Source organism: Halomonas sp. Cn5-12 (genome assembly GCF_021532545.1).
Lineage (GTDB): Bacteria > Pseudomonadota > Gammaproteobacteria > Pseudomonadales > Halomonadaceae > Vreelandella > Vreelandella aquamarina.
In genome coordinates this window covers 45,805-68,890 of the sequence record NZ_JAKGAY010000004.1, presented here as the reverse complement: position 1 = coordinate 68,890, position 23,086 = coordinate 45,805, and the positions used below count along the sequence as shown (strand labels likewise).

Below are 23,086 nucleotides of genomic sequence, written 5' to 3'. Positions count from 1 at the left end.
ACGCTGGCTTCCAAGTTCGCTAACTGGTTCGCCAGCGTGCGAGTCGCGCGCTCTACCACATCGATTTCGTTGGAGAGCCGTGGCGTGCGCGCAGGCAGTTTGCCGCGTACCTCCGTAAAGTCCCTTCTGGCCAGCGCCGGTAACAGCGCGGCCACTCGACGTAGGCGTGCCATGGGACCCAGTAGAATGGCGAGGAGTAACAGTTGAGCAGCCAGCCTGCCACGCCGAGCAGCAGCAGCGTATTGGTGGCTTTCTGAATCGCGACGACCTGCGCCGTCACATCGGAAATCAGCAGAAAATAGCCGGTGCTGCGCCAGTCGGCATCGTTCTCCATGTAAACGGCGCTGAGTTCTAAGTCGCGCTGCGCGTAGGACAGGTTGAGCGGCCGTTTGGCCAGTTCCGCAATGGGCGCCGAGCGCGCCGCGCGTTCCAGCAGAGGCAGCGTCGTCTCGCGGCTGGTAAGGGCAACCAAGTGGCCGTTCCACTCCGGCAGCTGGCGGCTCGCCTCTAAGCGGTTCGTGCCGGTGTAGCCCGCCACTAATAGGGCAACCTCACTACCAGAAACTTCTCTGGCTTCCCGGGTCACGTCAGCCAGCGAACGAGACAGCACCACCATGCCAATGCTGCTGCCTGCCAATAAAATAGGCACGGCGGCGAACTGCTGACAGGTCAGCCCGCAGCGCAGCGTGGTCATCGGGGCCTCGCTTGACAGCACCTCGTCGACCCAGCCCTCGACGGGTATATCTAACGGGGGGTGGTTGCCACCGGAGTGGCCGAGCAACCGTCCCAATGGGTCGAACACAAAGACCTCGTCCACACCCGCCTCCAATTGCAGCGGTGGCCACTGATCGCGTAGCGCGTCATCGATGGCGGTAACATCGCCGATGGACAGTGCCTCGCCGAGGGGGGCTGCTGAAGCAGTGAGCCCCGCCAACTGGCGTAAGTTATCGGCAGAGCGTTGAAGGGCAAGGCGTATCTCGCGCTGCTGGCGCTCGTGATGGGCCACGCGGCTATTGGCAAACTGCTGGGTCAGGTGGTGATGCCCAAGCCAAATGAGCAGTGCCACCAACGTCAGCAACAGAAGGCTGCTAAGCGCGGTGACCCGCCAAGCGAGGCTAAACCGATGACGTGCTGGTAAAGAAGAAAACCGACTCATCACAGCAGTTCCCGATCAGGTCCATGGGTTAGAAGCGCAGCGATAGTTGAAAAAGCAGCATATTCCAGCGTTGGCGTGTGGCGTTGGCGTCTGGATTGTCTTGATTGGGTAGCCAGCCAGTGCCATCCACCGCGTGGTACTCGCCTGCCAACATCAGCCTGGGCGTGGGCGTCCACTGCACGCCCAGTGTCAGGTCGTCGGCAAACTGTGAATGGGCCGGGCCAAGGCCTGCCTGCTGATAGCGCTGGCCCGAGCGGTCGTCAGTGTCGTTGATCAAGCGATCGAAACGGACCAGCCCGCTCCAGGTAGGCGTAAAGCGGTACTGATATTGCACGTACCAGCTCTCGCCGGTGATATCGAAGGTGCGCGGCAAGGAGTCGCCGTCGAGGGACTGTTGGCGACGCGCGTACTCGGCGGTTAGGCTCCAGTACTCATCGTTGTACTGAAGCGAAGCGATCCAGGGCTGGAACTCGAAATCGGCAGCCTGGCCGCCAAGCGATGTATCGAGGTTCACCTTGGCGGTACTTAGCGCCGCGACCCACTGGCCGGTAGGGTCTTCGAAAAGCAGTTGGGCAATCGCGGAAGGCTCTGCCGCCGAGACATCCTGCGCCGCACCATTGAAGAGCTGGCGCGTGAGCGTCGAGCCGGTTTGCGGGCGGCCAAGCCCACTGCGAAAACGCAGCGTGCCTGCGTCAGTGTAGGCTTCCCAATAGACGCTCACGCCATCGGCGGCCAGGCCCAGGGCGCGGGTGCGATCGAAATAGATAGATTGCGGCAGTAAGATGCTGGGCCGTGTGAACGCCACGTCGCGGGTTTGGTTGTAGAGTCCGAAAGGGTTCTTGAAACGTCCGAGCTGAACGCCCACCGTGCGTGAGGTATTGGAGCTCATTTGATAGTCGATGACGCCGTAATCCAGCGTGGGCTCGGCATCCTCGGTGTCGCCGCCAGCGCGGCGGCTCAACAGTTGGGCGGCCACCAGAACCTTACGGTGAGGACGAAACGACGCGTTCAACCCAAGCTCGGTGAACTCCAGGCTGCCTGCGTGATCGCTACTGGCACCAAAAAAATCGTTATCATCGGTGACCACCAGCGCTTGGCTAAGAAAGCCATGTACCTGCAGCGTATCGCTTGGGTGGTCATTACCATGAGCGCCCAAGGGCAGCAGCGTCAGCAGCCCTGCAGCCAGCCATGACGTGAGTAGGGAACGTTCACTCCATTGAAATGACACGGACGCTCTCATCCAGGTACTCCCTTTCAAGGTAACCCAGCGCGCCGGGTGTGCTAGCGACTTGCTGACGCATGTCGGCTTGGTCGCGTGCTCGGTTAGGGGCTTGCCCCATGCCGGAAAATACCATTCTGTCCCATGCTAACTGTAGTTGATGGGGGTAGACCCCCAACTGCTCTTTGCTAAATCGGCCGTGAACCGGGTCCCGATTGGGTAACACGTACACTTGCGCAGCCTGTCCGTTGGGCCAAGTGCGCTGGCGCATGGCGAACATGGCGCGCGCGGTATCCCGGCTAACGTTGGCAGTGCCCACCGACGGGTGGGCAATCAAAACGATCGTGTTCGGTAATTCGTTGGGCTGGGCTGACGCGGGGGTCAAAAGCAGGCCAACGGCCATGAGCGCTGTCAGGGAAGCGCTCAGCAGCGTACGTCGCGGCCTCTTAGACGGCATGACCTAAGGGGTGTCCGTGCTGGCCAAACGTCAGCGTGATGCCTCCTGTGGGGAGTGCCCACCCATTAGCTGTGAATGAATAAATGACGCGTCTCCCTTGCGACGTACGACCAAAAAAGAGCAGCCAGAGCCAAACGCTTATCGACTGTATTCAACGACGCAAGCGACACGCAATGGCAAAAACTGACCAGGGTGTCATGGTAATTTACATCACCTTTCGCGTGCGTGCGTTGGCCTGTATCAACGGTGGTGTAGGTAGCCTGGCTTACTCGCTGACGAGCTCCAGCAGGCGATCAGGATAATCGGTAAACAGGCCATCGACGCCTAGCGCCATCAACCGCTTCATCTCGTCCTGCTCATTGATGGTATACACGTGAACCGACAGGCCATGTGCCTGCGCCTGACGAACAAAATCAGCATCGATGACCTCTTGGCCCCGGTAGGCGGCATTGGTGCCAATCCCCACGGCGTATTCGGCAATGCGCTCGAAATCCTCATCTCGGATGCTGTCGGCCCCCGGCGTGGTGTCGTTCCACTCGGTCAACGTGGCGCTATCCTGCTCGCTTGGGGAGTACCAGAGCAGTTGAATGAGCGGCACATGGGGGTTCGCCGTACGCACTTTGAGCAGGCTCTCTTGGTCGAACGACTGCACCAGCACACGGCCTTGCTCGATCATGTCGTAGGCTTCCAGGCGTTCGACCAAGGCTTCTTCCAAGCCAGGGTTGAGGTCGGGGGATTTGGTCTCGATGTAATAGCGGGTCGTATGACCGAAATGATCGAACAGCTCGTCCAGCGTCAGGATTTGCGCACCGCGATACTCCTCTTCCGTACGCTCGGGGTGGGCCTCGTGGAACCATGTCCCCGTATCCAGCGTCTTTAACTCGGCCAAGGTGTAATCGTGAATATGGCCTTCGCCGTCGCTGGTACGCTCGAGGGTGTCATCGTGAAACAGCACCACCTCGCCATCGGCGCTGAGCTGCGCGTCCAGCTCTAAATAGTCTACGCCCCAACGGTGGGCGAGTTCGTAGGCCGCTAACGTACTTTCCGGTGCGTGGCCGCTTGCGCCGCGGTGGGCAATCACCTGGAAACTAGTTAAATCCTCACGCTGCTGTAACAACGGCGTATCGTTTGCCGCCGTAGCAGCGGTAGCAATGCCTGCGATCACCATCGGAGTCATCAACAGAGCAGTCATCAGGGAATAGCGCGACATAAACACTCCTTGAAAACGAGTCATAACGAAGGTCATGTAACGACCTTAACCTCGCCACATGACAAACGCACGCAGCGTCGTTGGGAATAGTGCAATGACCGTTGAATCAGTAACGGGAAACGTAAAAGCGACCAAGCATCGCCGAATGTTTTAGTCTGCTGGATAGCGTTATCAAAAAGAACCACTACAGAGGTGCGTTATGACCCAACCGCTCAGCGTCGGAGCGCGAGTTCTGCGTTTTGTCATCGCTTTGTTAGCAGGCATTATCCTGGGGAGCGTGGTGCAGACTCAGATCAATCTGGCAGCACTACAAGCGTTAGGCGTGGCTATCCCGTTTAGCGTAAGAGCATCGACTACCGGGAAAGATCTCATCCACTTTGCCCCCCTTTATGCAGCCGTACTGCTGCCTGGGTTTGCCATGTCACAGGTTGCTGCTGCGCTGATAGTTCGCCGAAAGGTGAGGAAGTGTCGCGCGCTGATTCACGCCTTAGCGGCCGTGGTCGGGCTGTGGGTCACTTTTTGGCTGGCGAATGCCTTTGCGCCCATGCCCACGTTGATTGCGGCGACTCGCGGGCCGTTAGGGTTGGTAGCCATGCTGGCTACGGCAGGGCTTGCGGGGTGGCTATTGGCAGTGCTCACACGTGGCAGGAGTAACGCTCGAGGGGCGGCCAACATAGCCGTGATGGCAGGGGCGTTACTACTGCCCGTGGCACCTTCGGTAGACGCTCAGCCTGCTCAAAGCACCTACCAAATAGACGTTTTAACGGAGGGCTTGGCGTATCCGTGGTCGCTGGCATGGTTACCCGATGGGCGCATGCTGGTCACCGAGCGCCCTGGGCGTCTTCGGCTGTTAAGCGCGCAGGGCGAGACACTGGTGGAGTCGCTGGGGGGTATTCCCGACGTTTATGCCTCTGGGCAATCGGGCCTTTTTGATGTGCTGTTATCACCCCAATTCGAGCAAGACCAACAGCTCTATCTTAGCTATGCCTGTGGCACCGCTAGCGCTAACCACACGTGCTTGGCGAAAGCGACGCTCGGGGAGAATCGCTTGGAGCAAGTGGAAGAGATATTTCGCGTACACCCAGCAAAAAGCGGCGATGCCCACTTTGGCGGCCGCCTCGCGTGGCTTGCGGATAATACCCTGGTCATGACCCTAGGCGATGGGTTTGATAACCGCGAAGAAGCGCAGCGAACGACCAGCCATATTGGCGGGATTGTGCGCCTGAATCCAGATGGCAGCGCCCCAAGCGATAACCCCTTCATCGCAGATGCTAACGCACTGCCAGCGCTTTACAGCATTGGCCACCGCAACGTGCAGGGGCTGGTCTTCGATGACGCCAATCAACGTCTCATCGCCCACGAGCACGGCCCACGAGGCGGCGATGAGTTAAACGTGATCACCCCAGGAGGCAACTACGGTTGGCCTATTGCCACTGGGGGACTAGATTACACCGGCGCTCGGGTATCCCCGTTTGAAGCGTATCCCGGCATGCTGCCACCTGCGCTTGAATGGACGCCCTCCATCGCACCTTCCGGTCTAGCGCTATACCAAGGTGAACTGTTTCCCGAATGGCAGGGCGATCTACTCGTCGGTTCGTTGGTCAATCGTGAGGTCCGCAGGGTGCGGCTGCGCGAAGACGGCGGCGCAGAAGAGGTAGAGAGGCTGTTCGGTGAGCGGGATGCCCGAATTCGCGATGTGCGGGTCGGCCCCGAAGGGGCGGTGTATCTGCTCACCGACAGCCCAGATGGGCAACTGCTGCGGGTGATGCCCCGTTAATCAACTAAACTGAATAAAGAAAGCGCTAACAGTTAGGTTGCTCAGGAGATGTCATGATTCATAAGGAACATCACCGCTCTCATCGGTCGGGCTGGTTAAGGGCCGCTGTACTAGGCGCCAACGATGGCATTGTGTCGACTAGCAGCTTGATTTTAGGGGTAGCCGCAGCGGCTACGGCACAAAGCGATATTTTGCTGGCAGGGGTGGCAGGGTTAGTCGCTGGGGCGATGTCGATGGCGGCGGGGGAGTACGTCTCAGTCAGTTCGCAATCGGACACTGAGCGGGCCGATTTGGCCATGGAGCGGAAGGCGTTAGCGCACCATTTCGATGACGAAAAAGAGGAGCTGGCCGCCATCTATGTCGAGCGTGGCCTGACGCCTGAGCTGGCCCACCAAGTCGCGGAGCAGCTGATGCAAAAAGATGCCTTGGGGGCACATGCGCGGGATGAAATCGGCATTACCGATGTGAGCCAAGCGCGGCCATTGCAGGCAGCGTTCTCATCGGCGGTGATGTTTACCCTCGGTGCGCTGCTACCGCTACTCGTCGCTTGGTGGGCACCCTTAGTGCTGCTGATACCTCTCGTTGCCATTGCGTCATTGGCGTCGCTGGCGCTGTTGGGTGCACTGGCCGCCAAAGTGGGCGGTGCGCCAGTGCGTACCGCCGCCTTACGCGTGCTGTTTTGGGGCGCGCTGGCCATGGCGTTGACATCGCTGATTGGCCGATTGTTTGGCGTTATGGCATAACCTGTATATGTCCATCGCTTGTAAGGAGAACGCGCATGCTGGCCTATACCATGGTGGGAACGAAAGACCTCGCGCGTGCTCTGCGGTTCTATACGCCGCTGTTCAATGCCATGGGGCTGGATATTTGTTGGCAAGATGATAGTTGCGTCTCATTCGGTGACCCGGACGATGTCAACGTGCCCCAATACTTCGTAGGCTACCCCTTCGATGGTCACGAGGCCACCGTCGGCAATGGCACCATGACCGCTTTCCAATTCGCCGATATCAAAGAGGTCGACACCCTGCATCACCTCGCCCTGGAAAGCGGTGGAAGCGACGAAGGCGCACCGGGTTTTCGCCCGCAGTATGGCGACGGTTTCTACGCCGCCTATGTGCGCGACCCCGATGGCAACAAGCTGGCGTTCGTGGTGTATCCGCACCGAGTAAAACTCTAACCTTTCAACTCCCTTAGTAACCAATCCACCAGCGCTTCGCTGCGGCGGGCGTTGGTGTGTTTGGGTAGCCATAGGCAAAGTCTGGCCGGGGTTTCGATGCTGCCCCAGGGGGCGACTAGCCGGCCGCTGTTTAGGTCGTCCTCCACCAGTAGCCTAGGGGCGATAGCTACCCCCAAGCCCGCTACGGCGGCTTCCATTAAGTAATAAAGATGCGCGAAACCTTGGCCCTTCTTCAGAGCCGTTTCCAAGGTGCTGCCATTCAACTTTTGAGCGGCTGCCCACTGGGGCCACGCTTGGGGGCGCGAGGCGGTATAAAGGAGCTTATTGGCAAATAGCGTTGCCGGATCAGCGTTTTGGCAAACGCTAGCCAAGCGGGGGCTGGCGACGGCGCAAATTTCCTCAGGCATCAGCGTGATCAATTCACCCTCTTCAGGCCAGGGCGGTTCGAAAAAGGCCAGCGTGACACTGGTTTCCGGCTGCCCAGGCTGCTCGGCATCGCTCACCACCACCTGAAGTTTTAGCTCCGGCAGCGCTTGGTTCAAGCGGTCTAAACGAGGAATCAGCCAGCGGGCCAGCAGACTGCCGGGGCAGGCCAGGGTAAACGGCGCTTCTTCCACCTCATGCTTGAGCCGGGTGCAACTATCCCTGAGTTTAGCGAAGGCTTCCCCCACGCCGCTTTGCAACCGTTCACCGTGGTGAGTGAGCACTAGCCCCCGCCCAGCTTTGGTGAACAGCGCCACGCCAAAATGCTCATCCAAGCTCTTTAGCTGGCGGCTTACCGCGCCGTGGGTCACGCTTAGCTCATCGGCGGCGGCGGTTACGCTGCCTAGCCGGGCGGTGGCTTCAAAGGCGCGTAGGGCGCTTAAGGGCGGCAGGCTGTGTTGCATGGATGTCTCTTTCAATAGTTGCGTAAAACTCACAGGTTGGTGCCATCTTATCGATTTTTCTTCCCGCCTGCCTGCGCTAACGTCATCACAACCCTAAATCGCCCCAAAACGCAGAGGTCGTGATGAATAAACCTTTAAGCCTACCCGATGCCAACGGGCTGTTTGGCAGTTTCGGTGGCCGCTTTGTCGCCGAAACTCTAATGCCGCTGATTCTTGAACTGCAGGATGAGTACGCCACCGCCAAAAACGACCCTGAATTTCAGCGCCAGCTCGCCTATTTTCAGGGCGACTACGTCGGCCGCCCCAGCCCGCTCTACTTTGCCGAGCGGCTCACCGAGCACTTCGGCGGCGCGAGCATTTACCTCAAGCGTGAAGAGCTAAACCACACCGGCGCACACAAGATTAACAACTGCATTGGTCAAGTATTGTTGGCCAAGCAAATGGGCAAAAAGCGCATCATCGCGGAAACCGGCGCAGGCATGCACGGCGTTGCCACCGCTACCGTGGCTGCGCGTTTTGGTTTGCCCTGCGTGATTTACATGGGTGTCACCGACATCGAGCGCCAGCAGCCCAACGTATTCCGCATGAAACTGTTAGGGGCGGAAGTAATTCCCGTCACCTCAGGCACCGGCACGCTTAAGGATGCCATGAACGAAGCGCTGCGCGATTGGGTAACGAATGTCGACGACACCTTCTATATCATTGGCACCGTGGCAGGCCCGCACCCGTACCCGGCGATGGTGCGCGATTTTCAAGCGGTGATTGGTCATGAAACCCGCGCTCAGATGCTCGAAAAACAGGGCCGTTTGCCGGACTCCCTGGTGGCTTGCATTGGTGGCGGCTCCAATGCGATGGGGCTGTTTCACCCCTTCCTGAATGACGCCGATGTGAAGATGATTGGCGTGGAAGCAGGCGGCAAAGGCGTCAACAGCGGCCTACATGCTGCCAGCCTGAACGGCGGCACCCCCGGCGTGCTGCACGGCAACCGCACCTACCTGCTGCAAAACGAAGATGGTCAGATTATCGACGCTCACTCTATTTCCGCAGGGCTCGATTACCCTGGCATTGGCCCCGAACACGCCTGGCTGCACGAGCAAGGGCGGGTCGAGTACGTTTCCGCCACCGATGACGAAGCGCTGGAAGCATTCCAAATCTGCTGCCGCCAAGAGGGCATCATCCCCGCGCTAGAAACTGCCCACGCCCTGGCTGAAGTGGCTAAGCGCGCGCCGACACTTCCCCGCGAGCACCTGATGGTGGTTAACCTCAGCGGCCGTGGTGACAAGGACATGAACAGCGTGGCCCAGCATCTGGGCGATCGCTTTGGCATGAAGCACTCATGAGCGCGATACAGGAGACTCCCATGCAACCTACCTTGCAACGTACTTCTCGGCTCGACAGCTGCTTTACCGCGCTCAAACAGAAAAACCGTCCGGCGCTGATCAGCTACCTCACCGCTGGCGACCCGGATGCCAAGACCTCTCGCCGTCTGCTGCACGGGTTGCCGGAAGCAGGCGTGGATATCATTGAACTCGGCATGCCGTTCAGCGACCCCATGGCCGATGGCCCCGCCATTCAAAAAGCCGCCCTGCGCGCGCTGGAAAACGGCCAGACCCAAGCCAAAACGCTGGAGATGGTGCGCCAGTTCCGTGAACAAAACAGCACCACCCCCATCGTGCTGATGGGCTACTACAACCCGATTTACTGCTACGGCGTCGAGCGTTTTCTCACCGATGCCGCCAAGGCCGGGGTAGACGGGCTGATCGTGGTAGATCTACCGCCCGAACACGACGAAGAGCTGTGCCAGCCTGCCGCCCAGCACGGCATCGATTTTATCCGCCTCGCCACGCCCACCACCGATGCCAAGCGCCTGCCCAAAGTGCTGGCCAACGCTTCCGGGTTTATCTACTACGTTTCCGTGGCGGGGGTGACGGGCGGCAGCGCCCCCACACCGGAGCGTTTAGAAAGCGCCGTTAATCAGCTGCGCGAACACACGCCGCTGCCCATCGCCGTAGGCTTTGGTATCCGCACCGCCGAACAGGCCGCCACCATTGGCCGCTTCAGCGACGCCGTGGTCGTGGGCTCTGCGCTGGTAGACTGCATCGAACATGCCAGCAGCGGTGATGACGCCGTGACGCGGGTGCATGGGTTGGTGAAAGAACTGGCTGCCAGTGTGAGAGGGTGCCGAGAAACGCGGCAGGAGCGTGCGGGTTTGCCAGCCTGAAGGAAGTGGGAAAGCGCTATCAAAAACACAGAGCGGGCCATCATGGCCCGCTCTGTGTTTTACTGAATCCACCACGCACAACTTGCCGTTGTTTCTAGAAAACAGGCATCATCCACGTTTGACGGCGGGATAACGTCACGTGTACTCAAACAGAGGAAAACCATGGGCAAGCTCTTTTCATTGCTGGTACTGCTGGGGTTGGGCTACGCAGGCATCTATTTCTACTACGGCGTGGTGATCGAGAAGGAAGTCGAGCAGCAGTTAGAAGCCCGTGGGCTGTCATCGGTGAGCGTGGATGACGTCGAGTACGATTGGCTGGCCCCGGTGAGCGACAGCGCCAATGTTGCCGTGACGCTTAGCTACCGTGGCTCCCAGGCAGCAGTCAATGTGCAATTACAAGGCCACCCGCTGTTCTCTGATGACGTCACGTTACAGCTCGATAGCCTGCAAGCGCTGCGCTTGGGCCTTAGTTTCGGTCAATAAGATTTCTGAAAGGACACCCCCATGTTTACCGGTCTGAGTGCGTTTCCGCTGACTCCCATGAACGAGCAGGGCATCCACGAGCAGGAATTTATCCAGCTGGTGAGCCGTTTGGCGCAAGCGCAGGTGGATTCCATCGGCGTGCTGGGCTCCACCGGAAGCTACGCCTATTTGAGCGTGGAAGAGCGGGCTCGGGTGGCCAAGCTGAGCGTGGAAAACGCCGCTGGGGTGCCCGTGGTGGTGGGCATTGGCGCGCTGCGCACCCGGGATGTGCTGGCCAATGCCGAACATGCCCAGCAGGCCGGGGCGAGCGGGCTACTGTTAGCGCCTGTTTCTTATCAAAAGCTGACCGATGACGATGTGTTCAACCTGTTCAGCACCGTTAGCCGCGCTATCAGCGTACCGCTGTGCGTGTACGACAACCCTGGCACCACGCATTTTACGTTCAGCGACGAACTGCACGGGCGCATTGCCGAGCTGCCCCAGGTGCGCTCGATCAAAATTCCGCCGGTGTCCAACCATCCAGACGAGGCCAACGCCCGCGTGGCGCGGCTGCGGGCGCTGATTCCCGAGGACGTGACCATCGGGATCAGCGGCGACCCCGCCGCCGCCACGGGCCTGCTGGCAGGCTGTGATGCGTGGTACTCGGTGATCGGCGGGCTCTATCCAGAACTCGCGCTGGCGCTCACCCGTGCCGCCCAAGCGGGCGACACTGAAGAAACCCAAGCCCGTTCCGACGCCTTGGCCCCGCTATGGGCGCTCTATCACGACTATGGTGGCAGCCTGCGGGTGGTGGCGACCATGGCCGAACTCACTGGCCGCGTGAGCGCCCCCTGCCTGCCTCAGCCGCTGAACACCCTGCAAGGGGAGGCCCGCCAACAGGTGGCAGCGGTGATCGAAACTCTGAGCCTTCACTAAACCGCATCGAGCGAAGCGCACGTGGTTTACAGCTCTTGCGCCCCACGCCGCAGCCAGTCGTGGGCGAATGCCAGCTTGCGCAGCGCCACGTCAGAAAGCACGAATGGGTAGAGATCCGACAGCCCCATCGAACGGTTGACATGGTTAACGCCCGCTACCAAAGAGGCCGCAATATGTATCAGCCGCTCGGCGTCCGGCTCTGCGTAGGCATCCCAGTTGTGGTCGTCCGGTAGCGCGGGCGAGGTCATGCCCGACGATACGAAGCTGTCGGTGATATCCGTCAGGTGCAGCAGGTGCGAGGCGGTTTCTGCCCAATCCTCGTGGGGGTGGGAAGAGGCATAGGTGGAAAGAAAGCGCGTTTGCCAATCCGCCGGCGGGCCGTTTTGGTAGTGGCGCTGCAGCGCCGCCGGGTAGTCTTCCCGCTCATCGCCAAACGTCTCGCGGAAGGCCGTCAGAAAATCCTCTCGCAGGCTAAGCCGCCACCACAGCATATGGGCGATTTCATGGCGCATATGGCCAATCATGGTGCGGTAGGGTTCATCCAGCGCCTCTTTACGGGTGGTGCGCAGCACGGCATCCGCTTCCGCCACGCTAATCGTCACCACGCCCCCCACGTGTCCCATGGGTACCGGCGTACCGCCTTCTGCCAACATATGAAACACCGGCGGCGCGCCCGGGTCTTCCGGGCGAAACCAGTGCCAGCGGCCAGATTATCGATGACCCAGCGCTTGGCCGCCTCGGTGTGCGCCCAATGGGGTATCGCATCGGAAATGGAAGGGTCTGGCGCCAGGGCGGTCATCGCGCAGGCGCGACAGAACTCGCCCTGCTTCGGGGCAATCCAGTTACAGCCAATCACCTCGCGGTTGGCGCAGAAGGGCGGCATGGGAATGAACGCCCGCGCCTGGGGGTCGTAGGCCACCGGCACACCATCCGCCGTGACCAAATTATCGAACCAGAGTGAACCGGCACCGACCGGATTAGAAAACACGCGCATAGGCCGGGTATCTTAAGAGAAACGAAGCTTCAGTCTAGGGGCCGTCGCCCGCCGACGCCAACGGCAATTGAGATACCCGCCGACTCAAGCGCTACACCACCGGTACCGTGCCTCCATCTATCACGAACTCCGTGCCCGTAATCGAGCCCGCCAGCGGCGAGGCCACGAACGCAATCAGGTTCGCCACTTCCGCCGGGGTAGAGGGCCTGCCCAGCGGAATGCCGCCCAGCGCGCCCATGATGATCTGCTTGCCCCCCTCGTAATCGGTGCCTGCCTGCTCGGCCAGCCGCTCTGCCAAGGCAACGGCAGCCTCCGTCTCGATCCAACCCGGCGAGACGCGCACCACTCGAACGCCTTGCGGCGACACCTCCTTCGACAAACTCTTGCTGTAAGTCGAGAGCGCCGCCTTGGCCGCCGCGTAGGCGGTGGTGGATTCCGGCAAAGGCAGCTCCCGCTGAATAGAAGTCACGTGAACGATCACCCCTTCACCCTGGGCCAGCATGCCCGGCAGCAGGGCGCGGTCTAGCCGCACGGCGGGGAACAGGTTCAGGTTCAGCTCCTGCTGCGACTCGTCTTCACCCAGGGCCGCAAAGCCGCCCGCCGGGGCGGATGAGCCGCCCACCACATGCACGATGATATCCACACCGCCCATGCGCGCCTTCACGGCTTCTGCCACTGTCGCGCAGCCTTCGGCCGTGGTGAGATCGGCGGCGACGAACAGTTCTTCAGGTAGGGCAGCGGGGCGGTTTCGGGCGGTGGTGAGCACCTGCGCGCCCTCTTCACGAAACAGCGCCACCACAGCCGCGCCCGCGCCTTTACCACCGCCTGTAATCAATACGCGACGGCCACTAAGCTGCAGGTTCATGGGGTAATCTCCAGGCTGTGGATGCGCTCATCGACCAATTCGATATGGTGAAACAGCTGCACCGGGCTACCGGGAAAATTGCCGGTCACGGTGGTGGTAATCACCATCTTGTCGCCATCACGAGAGACATCGGTGGGCGCCACGTGGTACTCAAACTGGCGGCGGGTGTCGCGTAACCAGGCACGAATGGCGGCAATGCCCTGGTGGGTTTGCCCTTCATCCAGCACGCGGGCATCGGCGGTAAAGCACTCCGCCAGCGGGGCATCATCCGCGCCGTTGCTAATGGCGATATAGGTGGCAATGGGAGTAGAGAGTGACACGCTCATGGTAGGCCTTCCTCATCGTGGTTGCTGTACGAGGATCTTCTGCTTAGGCTTACCGATTATCAAGAACGCACAAAAAGGTAAGTGGCTTACCCATGAGAAGGATTTACACGCCCACTAGCGCGGCCAGCGGAGTGGAAGATGTATTAAAAATGCTGGAAGGGCGCTGGAAGCTGATTATTCTCTTCCACCTCTTTGACGGTAACGTGCAACGCTACTCCGATTTTGAAAAGCTGATCCCCGGCATCTCGCAAAAAATGCTCGCCCAGCAGCTACGGCAACTGGAAGCCGATGGCATCGTGGCGCGCAAGGTGTACCCGCAAGTGCCGCCCAAAGTGGAGTACCGCCTAACCGAGTGGGGCCAAGCGCTCTGCCCCGCGCTGGATGCGCTGTTGAAATGGGCCGAGCAGAAGGATCACTTCAACCACCTTGCCGAGCAGAACGAACAAGACGATGTCGCCACCCAATGAGAACCGCCTGATGCGCTACCGCACCATGACGATCAACGACTACGAAGCCGCCATTGCCCTGTGGAGCGAAAGCCAAGGCGTGCGGCTACGCGATGCCGATTCACGGGAAGGCATCGAGAAGTACCTACTGCGCAATCCCGGCCTCAGTTTTGTGGCCGAATTAGAAGGCGAAGGAGAGAGCAAAGAGGGAGATAGAAACCAAGAGAGAGCAGGAGAGCTGGTGGGTACCATCATGGCGGGCCACGATGGCAAGCGCGGCTATGTGCAGCACTTATCGGTATCACATACCCACCGCCGATTAGGCATTGCCACACAGCTGGTTAGCCTCTGCCTGGAAGCATTGAAGAACGAAGGTATTTTGAAATCACACCTGATGATTCTTCCTGAGAACGAAGCCGCCCAGCGGTTTTGGGCAAGCCAAGGCTGGGCCTACCGATCTGATATTTTGCTTTATTCGTTTGTTAACGGGGATAACCACAACGTTTAACTGAGCTGAGCCTCAATCGCAGCCTGCACGCGACATGGGGTGAATCAATCGCCAAAAGCTCAATATTGAAGTGAAGGTCCGGTATCTGCTCATAATTGGCTTCAAGCATAGCGCGATAACCCTCAAGCCCTAGACTGGTTGGCGTGCGGGCATTCGCCAAGGGTAAGCAGGCTCAGTATCATACGCAGTCTAAACCAAGCCAAAGAAGTTATCGTTTATGTCATGCCCACCGTGCCCCCATTGCCAATCCGAATTCGTCTATCAAGATCAAAGCCTATTCATCTGCCCCGAATGCGCCCACGAATGGAACCCTGCTGAGGTTCAGGCGGAAGACACCGTCACGGTAAAAGATGCCCACGGCACGCTGTTAGCGGAAGGCGACAAGGTCACGATGATCAAAGACCTCAAGGTCAAAGGCAGCTCACTGGTACTCAAGGTGGGCACCAAAGCCGTGATCAAGAGATTAATGGACAGCAAGGATCACCAACTAGACTGTAAGGTAGATGGCGTCGGCGACATGATGGTGACCGCCCACTTTGTGAAAAAAGCCTAAACCAGCCCAGGATGCTTCTTGCCACCTCACGACGCCGTCAGCAATAACCATCCAACAAGGAGATACGAATGAAAGCCATCGTGTTTGACGTATTTGGCACTATTGTTGATTGGCGATCCAGCTTGATTCATCAGTTCAGGGGACTTGAGAAAGAACTGGGGATCGATCTACTCAGTGAAGAACTGGCTGACCAATGGCGGCAGCTTTATGCGCCTTCCATGGACAGGGTGCGCAGAGGGGAAATCCCCTGGACGGTACTCGATGAGCTGCATCGAGAAAGCTTGGTCAAACTATTCGATCAACAAGGCATAGCGCTAGACGAAGCGACCATTGATCGCGTCAATCACTTTTGGCACCAATTAGACCCCTGGCCGGATGTACCGCTAGGCCTACAGCGCTTGAAAGAGCACGGCATCATCGCCACGCTAACCAACGGTAATGTCTCATTAATGGTCGATGTTGCCCGTCACGCCAAGCTACCGTGGGATATGATTTTTTGCGCCGAGTTATTCGAGCACTACAAGCCTGACCCAGAGGTTTATTTAGGGGCTTGCCGCTTGCTACGCCTGCCGCCGGAAGAGGTAATGCTGTGCGCCGCGCATAATGCTGACCTGCGTGCTGCCCGCGCAGTGGGCATGAAAACGGCGTTTATCCCCCGGCGCACCGAGTATGGGCCCCACCAGAGCAAAGATTTAGAAGCTGAAGAAGCGTGGGATTTTGTGGCTGAAGATCTCGTCGCGTTGAGCGAGCATCTAAGACAGTGAGCCAACAACACGCACCTTAAGCGCACGGCGGCGTTGGTTCGAAAGCGGGTTGGAAAGGGCACGCGGGGGCCGTTTAAAGGCGACACACTCTAAAAGTGTATTCTTCTAGCATCCCGCGTGCACCGCAGTCATCACTAGTCCCTCCCTTCTCACTGACAGATATGACTAACGAAAGTGGAGACTGGTGGTTGCCGTGCAAGCGTCTCCGGGCAGATGACGCTCAGGTTCTTGGCCAGCCCGGCATCACTGACCGGGATAGCACACAAAGTGCCCGCTCGGATCTCCGCTTCGACGCAAGCCGCCAGCACCAGTGATACGCCCAGGCCTGCTTTGACAGCCTGTTTAACCGCTTCGGTACTGCCCAGTTGCATTGAAACCTTCGGGAACGGCCCTCTTTCGCCGAAGAAACTCGCCAGCAACCGGCCCGTACCTGTTCCGGGTTCACCGCCCAGCAGGCTCATTCCTGCGAGGGTTTTCCGGTCTATTTCATGCCATTCCGCACAGGGGTGATCGGGTGAAGTAATTAACACCACGGGCTCCTGTCGCCAATCCATTGCCTGGAAGCCAGATTTCGGGTGCCACCACTCCATCACCGCTATATCCAGCTCGCCGCTAGTCAGTTGTCTAGCAATGTTAGGATTGTTATCAATCACAAGATCCAGCTCAGGTACCGCCGGAATGTTCTTGAACGTGCTCACGTAGGGCTGGAGCATGTAAATACCGATGTTGGAACTTGCCCCTACGCGTAAACGCGTACCGCTAACGACTTCTCGAGCACGCTCGTCCAGTTGCAACATACTAAGCGCAAGCGGCATAAGCGCCAGGGCTGCTTTGGTGGGCTCGCAACCCGTTTTACTGCGGCGTATCAACAGGGCACCTAGCTGTTCTTCGAGCTTTTGAATGTGCTGTGAAAGCGTGGGTTGTGCGATACCGAGAGCTTGGGCGGCGGCCTGAAAACGTCGGTGCTGAACCAGTGTGGTAAAACTTTTCAGCCAGACCAAGTTCAGCATGGAGTTGTCTCAGTGATAGTGGGCGAATTAGCCGCATCCTGAGGGCATTCTCCTTGTAACGCTTGAAGAATGTTGTCGGCAGCACGCTGTTCAATCATCAGCCGCACATCCTGGACGGCAGAGCCAATGTGTGCCGTAAATAGCGTGTTGGGATGTGCTCGCAAGGTGGGGCAAATCTCTTGCGGGCGATCCTCTCGAGCCCAATCTTCCATTTCAAAAACATCCGCTGCGTAGCCGCCTAACTGCCCTGACTCCAATGCTTCCAAAACGGCAGCTTCCTGCACTACAGAACCCCGGCATGGGTTGATCAAAAAAGCGCCTGGTTGCATCAGGGCCAAGCGCGCAGTGTTCATGGTATGCAGGGTTTGTTTATTGAGCGGCAGGGCCAAAATGACAATGTCGGCTTGCCCGAGCAGCTCTTCAAGCGACTTGCGCGCCACGCCTAGCGCGGCCTCCTCAGCAGCGGGCAAGGCGTCTGGCTGAGAATACAGCAAGCTCGCGCCCCACCCCTGGAGCCGTGTTGCCACTGCCTGGCCGATGGGACCCATGCCGACGATACCCACGGTCGCGCCGGCAACCCCCAGCCCATAAAACGTGGGCTGCCATCCCTTGAACTGGCCGGAACGAACGTACTCATCGGCCGCTCGGACATGGCGGATTAGGCTAATGGTTAGCCCGATGGTTAGCTCAGCCGTTGGCACCGTCAGCAGATCCGGCACGAAGGTCAGCCAAACGCCATGACGCGTACAGGCCTCCACATCAAAATTATCGTATCCCTTCAGGGCGGCACCAATAACTTTCAGCTTGGGACAGCCCGCTAGAAATTCCTCGCTGACCTGGTCCGGCATAAACACCATCATGGCGTCTGCGGTTGCCGCGCGGGCCTTTACCTCGGCGGCGGTCAAGGTAGTGGCTGACTGGTTGGTGATCACTTCACAGTGTTGTTCCAGCCTTTCCAACACACTGTTGTGTACCCGGTGGGTAATGAAAACCCTTGGTTTCATTTGATTTCCTTACTTGAATTTCTTACGAAGATGGCCGCTAAGGCTATCCACCATCGTCACCATAACGAGTATGACAATCAGGATGGCGCTGACTTCCTGGTACTGCATGACGCGTAAAGAGCCCATTAGCTCGAAGCCGATCCCGCCAGCCCCCACCATGCCCATCACCGTAGAGGCGCGGAAATTGTATTCCCAGCGGTAGATAGAGACATCAGCAAACTGCGGAAGCACCTGCGGGAGCACCGCGTGCCAATGAACCTGTAATCGCGTCGCGCCAGCGGCATTGGCGGCCTCTACCGGGGCTGGGTCGACATGCTCGATCGCTTCGGCAAAGAATTTACCCACCATGCCGATAGAATGAAGGCCGAGCGCGAGCACGCCCGGTAAGGCGCCAAACCCCACGGCAGCAACGAAAATAATGCCCATAATCAGCTCGGGCACCGAGCGAAGAGCGTTCAGCAGCGTGCGGGTTACGTGGAATACCACGGGGTGGGGCGAGGTATTGCGAGCGGCCAGGAACGCCAGGGGTACGGAAGCAGTGACCGCTATCGCCGTGCCGGCAATGCTCATGGCAAGGGTATCGACCAGCGGCGCTATCCAATCCATGGCGTTGGTAAAGTCGGGCGGTAGGGATTCTCCCATTAGGGTAGCGATGGCAGGCACCCCGTTGGCCAGGGTGCGAAAATCCAGCAGATCTACATACCAACTCGCCAGAAGAACCACTGCCAGCACCAAGCCCGCTTGGAAGAGCTTGCTCCGCCAGCCGCGGGCGTGTTCGTCCAACACGGCGTCAGGAGAAAGCGATGAAAGGGGTGGCGGCACTGTTTTGGACGGATTCATCATGCCCCCTTACATCTTGCCGAAGTCGAGGTTGAGCAGACTACCCATTTCCCGAATCACATCGTAATCGGCGTCCGTGATAACGGCGAAACCTTCGGCTTTTAGGTTGTCCAGAATCTCTTCATCATCGATGCTGATGAAGGCATCCTGGATCTGCTGCTTGAGTTCAGGGTCCAGGTTGGAACGCATCGCCCAAGGGTACTGAGGGTACTCCCCGCTGTGACCCAACACCCTAACCTGGTTGCGGTCTATCAGGCCGCGGTCCATTACGTGCTCAAAGATCACTTCCGATAGCCCGCCTGCATCCGCATTACCATTGGCCACGTTCACCGCCACGGCATCATGGGAGCCAACGAAATGGGCTTCATAGTCCTCGCCTGCTTCCAGCCCCGCCGATTCAAGCAGCACGGTTTTGGGAATCAGGTGGCTTGACGTAGAGGCACGGTCGCCATAGGCCATTTTCATGCCTTCGATATCCGCATAGGACTCAACGCCGGAATCGACATTGGCAATAATGATGGAGCGATAGGTGGGCTTGCCATCCACAATCATGGCGGCAAAGGGTTCGATCTCACTTTTGCTTCTTGCCATCACATAGGAGAGCGGGCCGAAGTAGGCGAGGTCGATGCGACCAAAGCGCATGGCTTCGATCATGGAGGAGTAATCCGTGGTGACGATTAACTCAATTTCTTTCCCAAGGGTACTTTCAAGATACTCTTTCAATGGCTGGTTGCGTTTGATCAGTTCAGAAGCGTTTTCATCGGGGAGTAGCGCGACTTTTAATAGATCCGGATTTGGATCAGGGTCCGCCGCCAAGGCCGGCATGGCGATTCCAAACATAAGACAGATGGCAAAGAAAAAGCTGAATAGCGGTTTCATTGGGCAATCTCCAGTTTTATCGGGGAGGGAGTGGTGGTTTGAGGGTTGGGTTCGGTGGTCTCAGCGGCGTCGGTCACAGCTCCGCGCGTGCCGTGGTAGATCTCGTTCAGGTGGCGTTGCTGTAACTGTGAGGGGGCCGCATCGAAAACGATTTGGGCATTCGCTAACCCGATAATGCGGTCAGCAAACCGCTGGGCATACTCCAGCTGGTGCAGTGAAATAATGGCGGTAATACCATCCTCACGGCATATATCTCGCAGTAGCGTTAGCACTCGCTCAGAGGTTGCCGGGTCAAGGCTGGCCACTGGCTCGTCCGCCAATATCATGGCGGGCTGCTGCGCCAAGGCACGCGCAATGCCCACCCGCTGTTGCTGCCCGCCGGAGAGTTGATCGACCCGGGTAAGCGCTTTCTCGGCCATGCCTACGCGGTCCAGGCAGTGCAGAGCAAGCGCCTGTTCCTGCCTGGGTAGCGGAAACAAACTGCGCCAGGTGCTGTGGTAAGCAAGCCGACCGGTCAGCACATTCTGGAGCGCCGTATGGCGTTCAATGAGCTGATGGTGCTGGAAAACCATGGCGGTTTTGCACCGATGGCGGCGTACCGTAGACCGGGTTTCGAGCGCACCTAGCTCGGCCGAGATCACTTTGCCAGTGCTGGGCCGCACCAAGTGGTTGAGAGAACGCAGTAACGTCGATTTACCCGCACCGGAAAGGCCGAGTAGTACCGTAAACTCCCCTTTGTGGAAATCGACGGTGGTGGGGCGGAGTGCGAGGACATTCCCAGGATATGTCACCCCCATTTTCTCGATGCGGAGCATTAAGTCAGAGGATTGAATAGGCTCCATTGGATCACCTTCTGCAATGTATAAGCTCACTTTATTGTGACTTACAATGCAACGGTAGCCCGCCTAAGTGACAAAGCTGTGTCGTTCAGGTGATAAGTTAATGACTATCCAAGGAGCGCAGGTAGCCAGTCAAACGGCTCAGATAACGCTTCTCTAGACCAATATCGTCACAAAACGAGGCCCACCAAGGCTGGGCGTACCGATCCGATATTCTGCTCTATTCGTTTGTTAATGGAGATAACCACAACGTTTAACCAAGCTGAGCCTCAATCGCGGCTTTATCAATGACCGACCAGACCTCCCTAATCTTGCCATCGCTAAACAGGTAGAACGCGTTTTCGCAAAACGTCACGTTTTTGCCATCCACCGCAAGGCCAAGGAAGCTACCTTTGGGTGTGACATCGAATCGCAACCTGCACGCGACATGGGGTGAATCAACGGCCAAAAGCTCAATGTTAAAGTGAAGATCCGGTATCTGCTCGTAATCGGCTTCCAGCATGGCGCGATAACCATCAAGCCCTAGGCGCCTGCCGTTGTGGTGGACATCGTCATGCACGAACTGGTCAAGGTTCGTCCAGTCTTGATTATTGAGGCAGGTGATGTAATCACGGTAGGTTGCTTCCAGGTCACGTTTGTTCATCCTGGTTCTCCTTTCTTGGGCAGGCGTGAAGGCATTCGCCAAGGGTATACAGGCTCAGTATCATAAGCAGCCTAAACCAAACCACAGAAGTCATCATTCATGTCGTGCCCACCTTGCCCCCATTGCCAATCCGAATTCGTCTATCAGGATCAAAGCCTGTTCATCTGCCCCGAATGCGCTCACGAATGGAACCCTTCTGAGGCTGAGGCAGAAGAGACCGTGACGGTAAAAGATGCCCACGGCACCCTGTTAGCGGAAGGCGACAAGGTAACGATGATCAAAGACCTCAAGGTCAAAGGCAGCTCATTGGTACTCAAGGTGGGCACCAAAGCGGTTATCAAGCGGCTCTTGGATAGCAAGAATCACCAACTGGACTGCAAGGTCGACGGCGTCGGCGACATGATGGTGACGGCCCATTTTGTGAAGAAGGCCTGCAGGAGCCAGTAGGCATCAGTAGCATTTGTTGGGATAGTGGCAGTTATAGGTATTAAGTATTTAAGCCGTGAGTTGGATTCCTGGGCCCAGGCTCAAGCAGATAGCGGAGGCAATCAAAAATATTTAAAAGGACACGCGATGTATTTGCAGAAAATGGCATAAACCGCAACATTCACGGTAACCCAAGGTAACCTATAAAAGTATTTTCTACGTACCTAAAAAAGGTAGTCACCATGTCAGCCACGATGAGCAAAGATGACGCGCACAAGCTAATTGAGCAACATTCCTGTGAATGCCACCTGGGAAGACCTTATGCATGAGATCTACATCCGGGAGACCATCGAAAAGGGCATGGCAAATAGCCAAGCGGGTAACATTACGAGTGTGGCGGATATTCGCAAGAAATACGGCTTGCCTGAATGAATGTGTTTTGGACAGCAACGCTATAGCGTATTGTCGCTACCCCATTCACGACGCAGTCAACTGAAGTTCATCCTCCACCACCGCATCACGCAACGTCTCAGCGAAGCTTGCCAGGGCGGGTGTCCAGGTTTCTGGTTCGGGGGCGACAAAATAGGTATCTATATTGGCGATGGACGCGGGCAGTGCCAGCGTGTGAATCCCGAACCGGTGCTGGTGGGCTTCAACCGTGCCACGGGGGAGCACCGTGTAACCCATTCCGGCAGCAACGCAGCCAAGCATTGCGTCCAGTGAACCAAACTCGAAGATCCGACCTGCATTGACACCCTGGGAGGCCAGCAGCAGCTCGATACGCTGGCGGTAGCTGCATCCCTGGCGAAACGCCAAGAAGGCAGATGTCAGCAGCGCTTGTGAAGAGGGCATCTTCGTCATCGGCGCAGAGCCGACTAATACAAGCTGCTCGCTAAACGCTTTGAGCGAGTGGTAGCGGCCATGCTCGAGCCGACCGGCCACGAAAACACAGTCCACCTGCCCGTTAAGCAACAACTCGACCAACTCAGCCGTAGGCCCGGTCTTGATCTGGATATCAACGTCAGGCTGCGCTGCGTGGTACGCCGCTAGTATCGGCGGAAGGCGCAACGCCGTCGTGGTCTCCATGGCGCCGATGCGCAGCCGCCCACACGCCTTCTCCTGGCCTTTGAACAGCGACACCGCTTCATCGTGGGCCGACAGCATGCGCTCGGCGTACTCCACCAGCGCCAACCCGGCACTGGTAGGGCGAACCCGCCCCGCACGGTGAATCAGCTGTACGCCTAACTCCTCCTCGAGCTTTTTAATGTGGGTGGTCACATTGGATTGCACCGTGTGCAGCTGCTTGGCCGCCGCACCAAAGCTGCCGGTGTCGGCCACGGCCACGAGCAGTCGCAGCGATTTAAGTTGCACGCGCCGTCTCCCTGTCAGGTTATCTATAAACAAGATAGTAGCTATCAAAACTAATCGTTTCTAGAAATAATTCCTCGCGCGTAGTCTGGCGATGTACCAACGTGCTGACGACCCCA

At 58.1% G+C, this 23,086-nt stretch carries 27 protein-coding genes and 1 pseudogene; 12 read left to right on the top strand and 16 right to left on the bottom strand.

The window, feature by feature from the left end:
- Nucleotides 1-52 precede the first annotated feature (52 nt).
- The 4 genes from L1249_RS17545 to L1249_RS03860 all read right to left on the bottom strand — a co-directional run bounded on the left by L1249_RS17545 (nt 53) and on the right by L1249_RS03860 (nt 4,042).
- On the bottom strand, nt 53-1,156 hold the full coding sequence (locus L1249_RS17545) for a cache domain-containing protein (RefSeq protein ID WP_289113679.1): 1,104 nt from the start codon (nt 1,154-1,156) through the stop codon (nt 53-55).
- Between the two features lie 28 nt (nt 1,157-1,184).
- A complete protein-coding gene (locus tag L1249_RS03870; RefSeq protein ID WP_228168645.1) occupies nt 1,185-2,384 on the bottom strand; it encodes a porin in 1,200 nt (399 codons plus the stop codon).
- On the bottom strand, nt 2,365-2,832 hold the full coding sequence (locus L1249_RS03865) for a hypothetical protein (protein ID WP_323133905.1): 468 nt from the start codon (nt 2,830-2,832) through the stop codon (nt 2,365-2,367). The genes L1249_RS03870 and L1249_RS03865 overlap by 20 nt, the downstream gene beginning before the upstream one ends.
- Nucleotides 2,833-3,097: 265 nt before the next feature.
- Nucleotides 3,098-4,042 (bottom strand): glycerophosphodiester phosphodiesterase, encoded by a 945-nt coding sequence (locus tag L1249_RS03860; protein WP_044628426.1) that lies wholly within the window; start codon nt 4,040-4,042, stop codon nt 3,098-3,100.
- A gap of 199 nt (nt 4,043-4,241) precedes the next feature.
- On the opposite strand from L1249_RS03860, the gene L1249_RS03855 reads away from it, so the two are divergent.
- The 3 genes from L1249_RS03855 to L1249_RS03845 are packed head-to-tail and all read left to right on the top strand — an operon-like array spanning nt 4,242 to nt 6,996.
- A complete protein-coding gene (locus L1249_RS03855; RefSeq protein ID WP_052509915.1) occupies nt 4,242-5,819 on the top strand; it encodes a PQQ-dependent sugar dehydrogenase in 1,578 nt (525 codons plus the stop codon).
- Between the two features lie 53 nt (nt 5,820-5,872).
- Nucleotides 5,873-6,562: a VIT1/CCC1 transporter family protein gene (locus L1249_RS03850; protein WP_044628427.1), complete on the top strand. Its 690-nt coding sequence runs from the start codon at nt 5,873-5,875 to the stop codon at nt 6,560-6,562.
- Between the two features lie 35 nt (nt 6,563-6,597).
- Nucleotides 6,598-6,996, top strand: coding sequence for a VOC family protein (locus L1249_RS03845; protein WP_044628428.1), 399 nt, complete (start codon nt 6,598-6,600; stop codon nt 6,994-6,996).
- Here L1249_RS03845 and L1249_RS03840 read toward each other — a convergent pair.
- Nucleotides 6,993-7,883: a LysR family transcriptional regulator gene (locus L1249_RS03840; RefSeq protein ID WP_235253404.1), complete on the bottom strand. Its 891-nt coding sequence runs from the start codon at nt 7,881-7,883 to the stop codon at nt 6,993-6,995. The two genes, L1249_RS03845 and L1249_RS03840, sit on opposite strands and share 4 nt — an antisense overlap.
- A gap of 122 nt (nt 7,884-8,005) precedes the next feature.
- Here L1249_RS03840 and trpB point away from each other — a divergent pair, with 122 nt between their 5' ends.
- The 4 genes from trpB (at nt 8,006) to L1249_RS03820 (ending at nt 11,502) form a co-directional block, all read left to right on the top strand.
- The gene (trpB, locus tag L1249_RS03835) at nt 8,006-9,223 is read left to right on the top strand and encodes a tryptophan synthase subunit beta (protein ID WP_235253403.1); all 1,218 of its coding nucleotides are present in this window, start codon (nt 8,006-8,008) and stop codon (nt 9,221-9,223) included.
- Nucleotides 9,224-9,255: 32 nt separating this feature from the next.
- Nucleotides 9,256-10,104 (top strand): tryptophan synthase subunit alpha, encoded by an 849-nt coding sequence (trpA, locus tag L1249_RS03830; RefSeq protein ID WP_442908420.1) that lies wholly within the window; start codon nt 9,256-9,258, stop codon nt 10,102-10,104.
- Between the two features lie 162 nt (nt 10,105-10,266).
- A complete protein-coding gene (locus tag L1249_RS03825; RefSeq protein ID WP_044628432.1) occupies nt 10,267-10,587 on the top strand; it encodes a hypothetical protein in 321 nt (106 codons plus the stop codon).
- A 21-nt stretch (nt 10,588-10,608) separates the two neighbouring features.
- On the top strand, nt 10,609-11,502 hold the full coding sequence (locus tag L1249_RS03820; protein WP_044628433.1) for a dihydrodipicolinate synthase family protein: 894 nt from the start codon (nt 10,609-10,611) through the stop codon (nt 11,500-11,502).
- 26 nt (nt 11,503-11,528) lie between these two features.
- Here L1249_RS03820 and L1249_RS17540 read toward each other — a convergent pair.
- The 3 genes and pseudogenes from L1249_RS17540 to L1249_RS03800 all read right to left on the bottom strand — a co-directional run bounded on the left by L1249_RS17540 (nt 11,529) and on the right by L1249_RS03800 (nt 13,687).
- Nucleotides 11,529-12,496: pseudogene (locus L1249_RS17540) on the bottom strand (zinc-binding metallopeptidase family protein).
- 91 nt (nt 12,497-12,587) lie between these two features.
- Nucleotides 12,588-13,361, bottom strand: a complete 774-nt coding sequence (locus L1249_RS03805) for an SDR family oxidoreductase (RefSeq protein WP_044628434.1) — start codon at nt 13,359-13,361, stop codon at nt 12,588-12,590.
- Nucleotides 13,358-13,687 (bottom strand): nuclear transport factor 2 family protein, encoded by a 330-nt coding sequence (locus L1249_RS03800; protein ID WP_044628435.1) that lies wholly within the window; start codon nt 13,685-13,687, stop codon nt 13,358-13,360. Before L1249_RS03800 ends, L1249_RS03805 begins: the two co-directional genes overlap by 4 nt.
- A gap of 92 nt (nt 13,688-13,779) precedes the next feature.
- On the opposite strand from L1249_RS03800, the gene L1249_RS03795 reads away from it, so the two are divergent.
- Together L1249_RS03795 and L1249_RS03790 are read left to right on the top strand one after the other, a co-directional pair.
- Nucleotides 13,780-14,154 (top strand): winged helix-turn-helix transcriptional regulator, encoded by a 375-nt coding sequence (locus L1249_RS03795; protein ID WP_044628436.1) that lies wholly within the window; start codon nt 13,780-13,782, stop codon nt 14,152-14,154.
- Nucleotides 14,138-14,641, top strand: a complete 504-nt coding sequence (locus L1249_RS03790; RefSeq protein ID WP_228168642.1) for a GNAT family N-acetyltransferase — start codon at nt 14,138-14,140, stop codon at nt 14,639-14,641. The genes L1249_RS03795 and L1249_RS03790 overlap by 17 nt, the downstream gene beginning before the upstream one ends.
- Here the strand turns inward: L1249_RS03790 and L1249_RS03785 are convergent.
- On the bottom strand, nt 14,616-14,801 hold the full coding sequence (locus L1249_RS03785; RefSeq protein ID WP_228168641.1) for an ester cyclase: 186 nt from the start codon (nt 14,799-14,801) through the stop codon (nt 14,616-14,618). The genes L1249_RS03790 and L1249_RS03785 overlap by 26 nt on opposite strands.
- A 57-nt stretch (nt 14,802-14,858) precedes the next feature.
- Here L1249_RS03785 and L1249_RS03780 point away from each other — a divergent pair, with 57 nt between their 5' ends.
- Together L1249_RS03780 and L1249_RS03775 are read left to right on the top strand one after the other, a co-directional pair.
- Nucleotides 14,859-15,194 (top strand): zinc ribbon domain-containing protein YjdM, encoded by a 336-nt coding sequence (locus tag L1249_RS03780; protein WP_044628437.1) that lies wholly within the window; start codon nt 14,859-14,861, stop codon nt 15,192-15,194.
- 68 nt (nt 15,195-15,262) lie between these two features.
- Nucleotides 15,263-15,958, top strand: a complete 696-nt coding sequence (locus tag L1249_RS03775) for a haloacid dehalogenase type II (RefSeq protein WP_044628438.1) — start codon at nt 15,263-15,265, stop codon at nt 15,956-15,958.
- Nucleotides 15,959-16,107: 149 nt separating this feature from the next.
- Here the strand turns inward: L1249_RS03775 and L1249_RS03770 are convergent, their stop codons facing one another.
- From L1249_RS03770 to L1249_RS03745, 6 genes are all read right to left on the bottom strand, one after another.
- A complete protein-coding gene (locus tag L1249_RS03770) occupies nt 16,108-16,968 on the bottom strand; it encodes a LysR family transcriptional regulator (RefSeq protein WP_009287603.1) in 861 nt (286 codons plus the stop codon).
- On the bottom strand, nt 16,962-17,972 hold the full coding sequence (locus L1249_RS03765; RefSeq protein ID WP_022522623.1) for a phosphonate dehydrogenase: 1,011 nt from the start codon (nt 17,970-17,972) through the stop codon (nt 16,962-16,964). Before L1249_RS03765 ends, L1249_RS03770 begins: the two co-directional genes overlap by 7 nt.
- Before the next feature lie 9 nt (nt 17,973-17,981).
- A complete protein-coding gene (gene phnE / locus L1249_RS03760) occupies nt 17,982-18,812 on the bottom strand; it encodes a phosphonate ABC transporter, permease protein PhnE (RefSeq protein WP_027960098.1) in 831 nt (276 codons plus the stop codon).
- A 9-nt stretch (nt 18,813-18,821) separates the two neighbouring features.
- Complete coding sequence (gene phnD / locus L1249_RS03755) at nt 18,822-19,691, bottom strand: phosphate/phosphite/phosphonate ABC transporter substrate-binding protein (RefSeq protein WP_022522625.1); 870 nt, start codon at nt 19,689-19,691, stop codon at nt 18,822-18,824.
- Nucleotides 19,688-20,533, bottom strand: coding sequence for a phosphonate ABC transporter ATP-binding protein (gene phnC, locus L1249_RS03750; protein WP_022522626.1), 846 nt, complete (start codon nt 20,531-20,533; stop codon nt 19,688-19,690). The genes phnD and phnC overlap by 4 nt, the downstream gene beginning before the upstream one ends.
- A gap of 250 nt (nt 20,534-20,783) precedes the next feature.
- Nucleotides 20,784-21,173 carry an ester cyclase gene (locus L1249_RS03745; protein ID WP_022522627.1) on the bottom strand — a complete coding sequence of 130 codons (390 nt, stop codon included), beginning with the start codon at nt 21,171-21,173 and terminating at the stop codon, nt 20,784-20,786.
- 99 nt (nt 21,174-21,272) lie between these two features.
- Here L1249_RS03745 and L1249_RS03740 point away from each other — a divergent pair, with 99 nt between their 5' ends.
- Nucleotides 21,273-21,620 (top strand): zinc ribbon domain-containing protein YjdM, encoded by a 348-nt coding sequence (locus L1249_RS03740; RefSeq protein WP_044628442.1) that lies wholly within the window; start codon nt 21,273-21,275, stop codon nt 21,618-21,620.
- 456 nt (nt 21,621-22,076) lie between these two features.
- Here L1249_RS03740 and L1249_RS03735 read toward each other — a convergent pair whose 3' ends face one another.
- Nucleotides 22,077-22,970 (bottom strand): LysR family transcriptional regulator, encoded by an 894-nt coding sequence (locus L1249_RS03735; RefSeq protein WP_044628443.1) that lies wholly within the window; start codon nt 22,968-22,970, stop codon nt 22,077-22,079.
- Between the last annotated feature and the right edge of the window lie 116 nt (nt 22,971-23,086).

What these genes read in the sequence shown, in the direction of transcription:
- L1249_RS17545 (WP_289113679.1), bottom strand. Translation starts at nt 1,156, where the DNA reads ATGAGTCGGTTTTCTTCTTTACCAGCACGTCATCGGTTTAGCCTCGCT.
- L1249_RS03865 (WP_323133905.1), bottom strand. Translation starts at nt 2,832, where the DNA reads ATGCCGTCTAAGAGGCCGCGACGTACGCTGCTGAGCGCTTCCCTGACA.
- L1249_RS03860 (WP_044628426.1), bottom strand. Translation starts at nt 4,042, where the DNA reads ATGTCGCGCTATTCCCTGATGACTGCTCTGTTGATGACTCCGATGGTG.
- L1249_RS03855 (WP_052509915.1), top strand. Translation starts at nt 4,242, where the DNA reads ATGACCCAACCGCTCAGCGTCGGAGCGCGAGTTCTGCGTTTTGTCATC.
- L1249_RS03850 (WP_044628427.1), top strand. Translation starts at nt 5,873, where the DNA reads ATGATTCATAAGGAACATCACCGCTCTCATCGGTCGGGCTGGTTAAGG.
- L1249_RS03845 (WP_044628428.1), top strand. Translation starts at nt 6,598, where the DNA reads ATGCTGGCCTATACCATGGTGGGAACGAAAGACCTCGCGCGTGCTCTG.
- L1249_RS03840 (WP_235253404.1), bottom strand. Translation starts at nt 7,883, where the DNA reads ATGCAACACAGCCTGCCGCCCTTAAGCGCCCTACGCGCCTTTGAAGCC.
- trpB (WP_235253403.1), top strand. Translation starts at nt 8,006, where the DNA reads ATGAATAAACCTTTAAGCCTACCCGATGCCAACGGGCTGTTTGGCAGT.
- L1249_RS03825 (WP_044628432.1), top strand. Translation starts at nt 10,267, where the DNA reads ATGGGCAAGCTCTTTTCATTGCTGGTACTGCTGGGGTTGGGCTACGCA.
- L1249_RS03820 (WP_044628433.1), top strand. Translation starts at nt 10,609, where the DNA reads ATGTTTACCGGTCTGAGTGCGTTTCCGCTGACTCCCATGAACGAGCAG.
- L1249_RS03805 (WP_044628434.1), bottom strand. Translation starts at nt 13,361, where the DNA reads ATGAACCTGCAGCTTAGTGGCCGTCGCGTATTGATTACAGGCGGTGGT.
- L1249_RS03800 (WP_044628435.1), bottom strand. Translation starts at nt 13,687, where the DNA reads ATGAGCGTGTCACTCTCTACTCCCATTGCCACCTATATCGCCATTAGC.
- L1249_RS03795 (WP_044628436.1), top strand. Translation starts at nt 13,780, where the DNA reads ATGAGAAGGATTTACACGCCCACTAGCGCGGCCAGCGGAGTGGAAGAT.
- L1249_RS03790 (WP_228168642.1), top strand. Translation starts at nt 14,138, where the DNA reads ATGTCGCCACCCAATGAGAACCGCCTGATGCGCTACCGCACCATGACG.
- L1249_RS03780 (WP_044628437.1), top strand. Translation starts at nt 14,859, where the DNA reads ATGTCATGCCCACCGTGCCCCCATTGCCAATCCGAATTCGTCTATCAA.
- L1249_RS03775 (WP_044628438.1), top strand. Translation starts at nt 15,263, where the DNA reads ATGAAAGCCATCGTGTTTGACGTATTTGGCACTATTGTTGATTGGCGA.
- L1249_RS03770 (WP_009287603.1), bottom strand. Translation starts at nt 16,968, where the DNA reads ATGCTGAACTTGGTCTGGCTGAAAAGTTTTACCACACTGGTTCAGCAC.
- L1249_RS03765 (WP_022522623.1), bottom strand. Translation starts at nt 17,972, where the DNA reads ATGAAACCAAGGGTTTTCATTACCCACCGGGTACACAACAGTGTGTTG.
- phnE (WP_027960098.1), bottom strand. Translation starts at nt 18,812, where the DNA reads ATGAATCCGTCCAAAACAGTGCCGCCACCCCTTTCATCGCTTTCTCCT.
- phnD (WP_022522625.1), bottom strand. Translation starts at nt 19,691, where the DNA reads ATGAAACCGCTATTCAGCTTTTTCTTTGCCATCTGTCTTATGTTTGGA.
- phnC (WP_022522626.1), bottom strand. Translation starts at nt 20,533, where the DNA reads ATGGAGCCTATTCAATCCTCTGACTTAATGCTCCGCATCGAGAAAATG.
- L1249_RS03745 (WP_022522627.1), bottom strand. Translation starts at nt 21,173, where the DNA reads ATGAACAAACGTGACCTGGAAGCAACCTACCGTGATTACATCACCTGC.
- L1249_RS03740 (WP_044628442.1), top strand. Translation starts at nt 21,273, where the DNA reads ATGTCGTGCCCACCTTGCCCCCATTGCCAATCCGAATTCGTCTATCAG.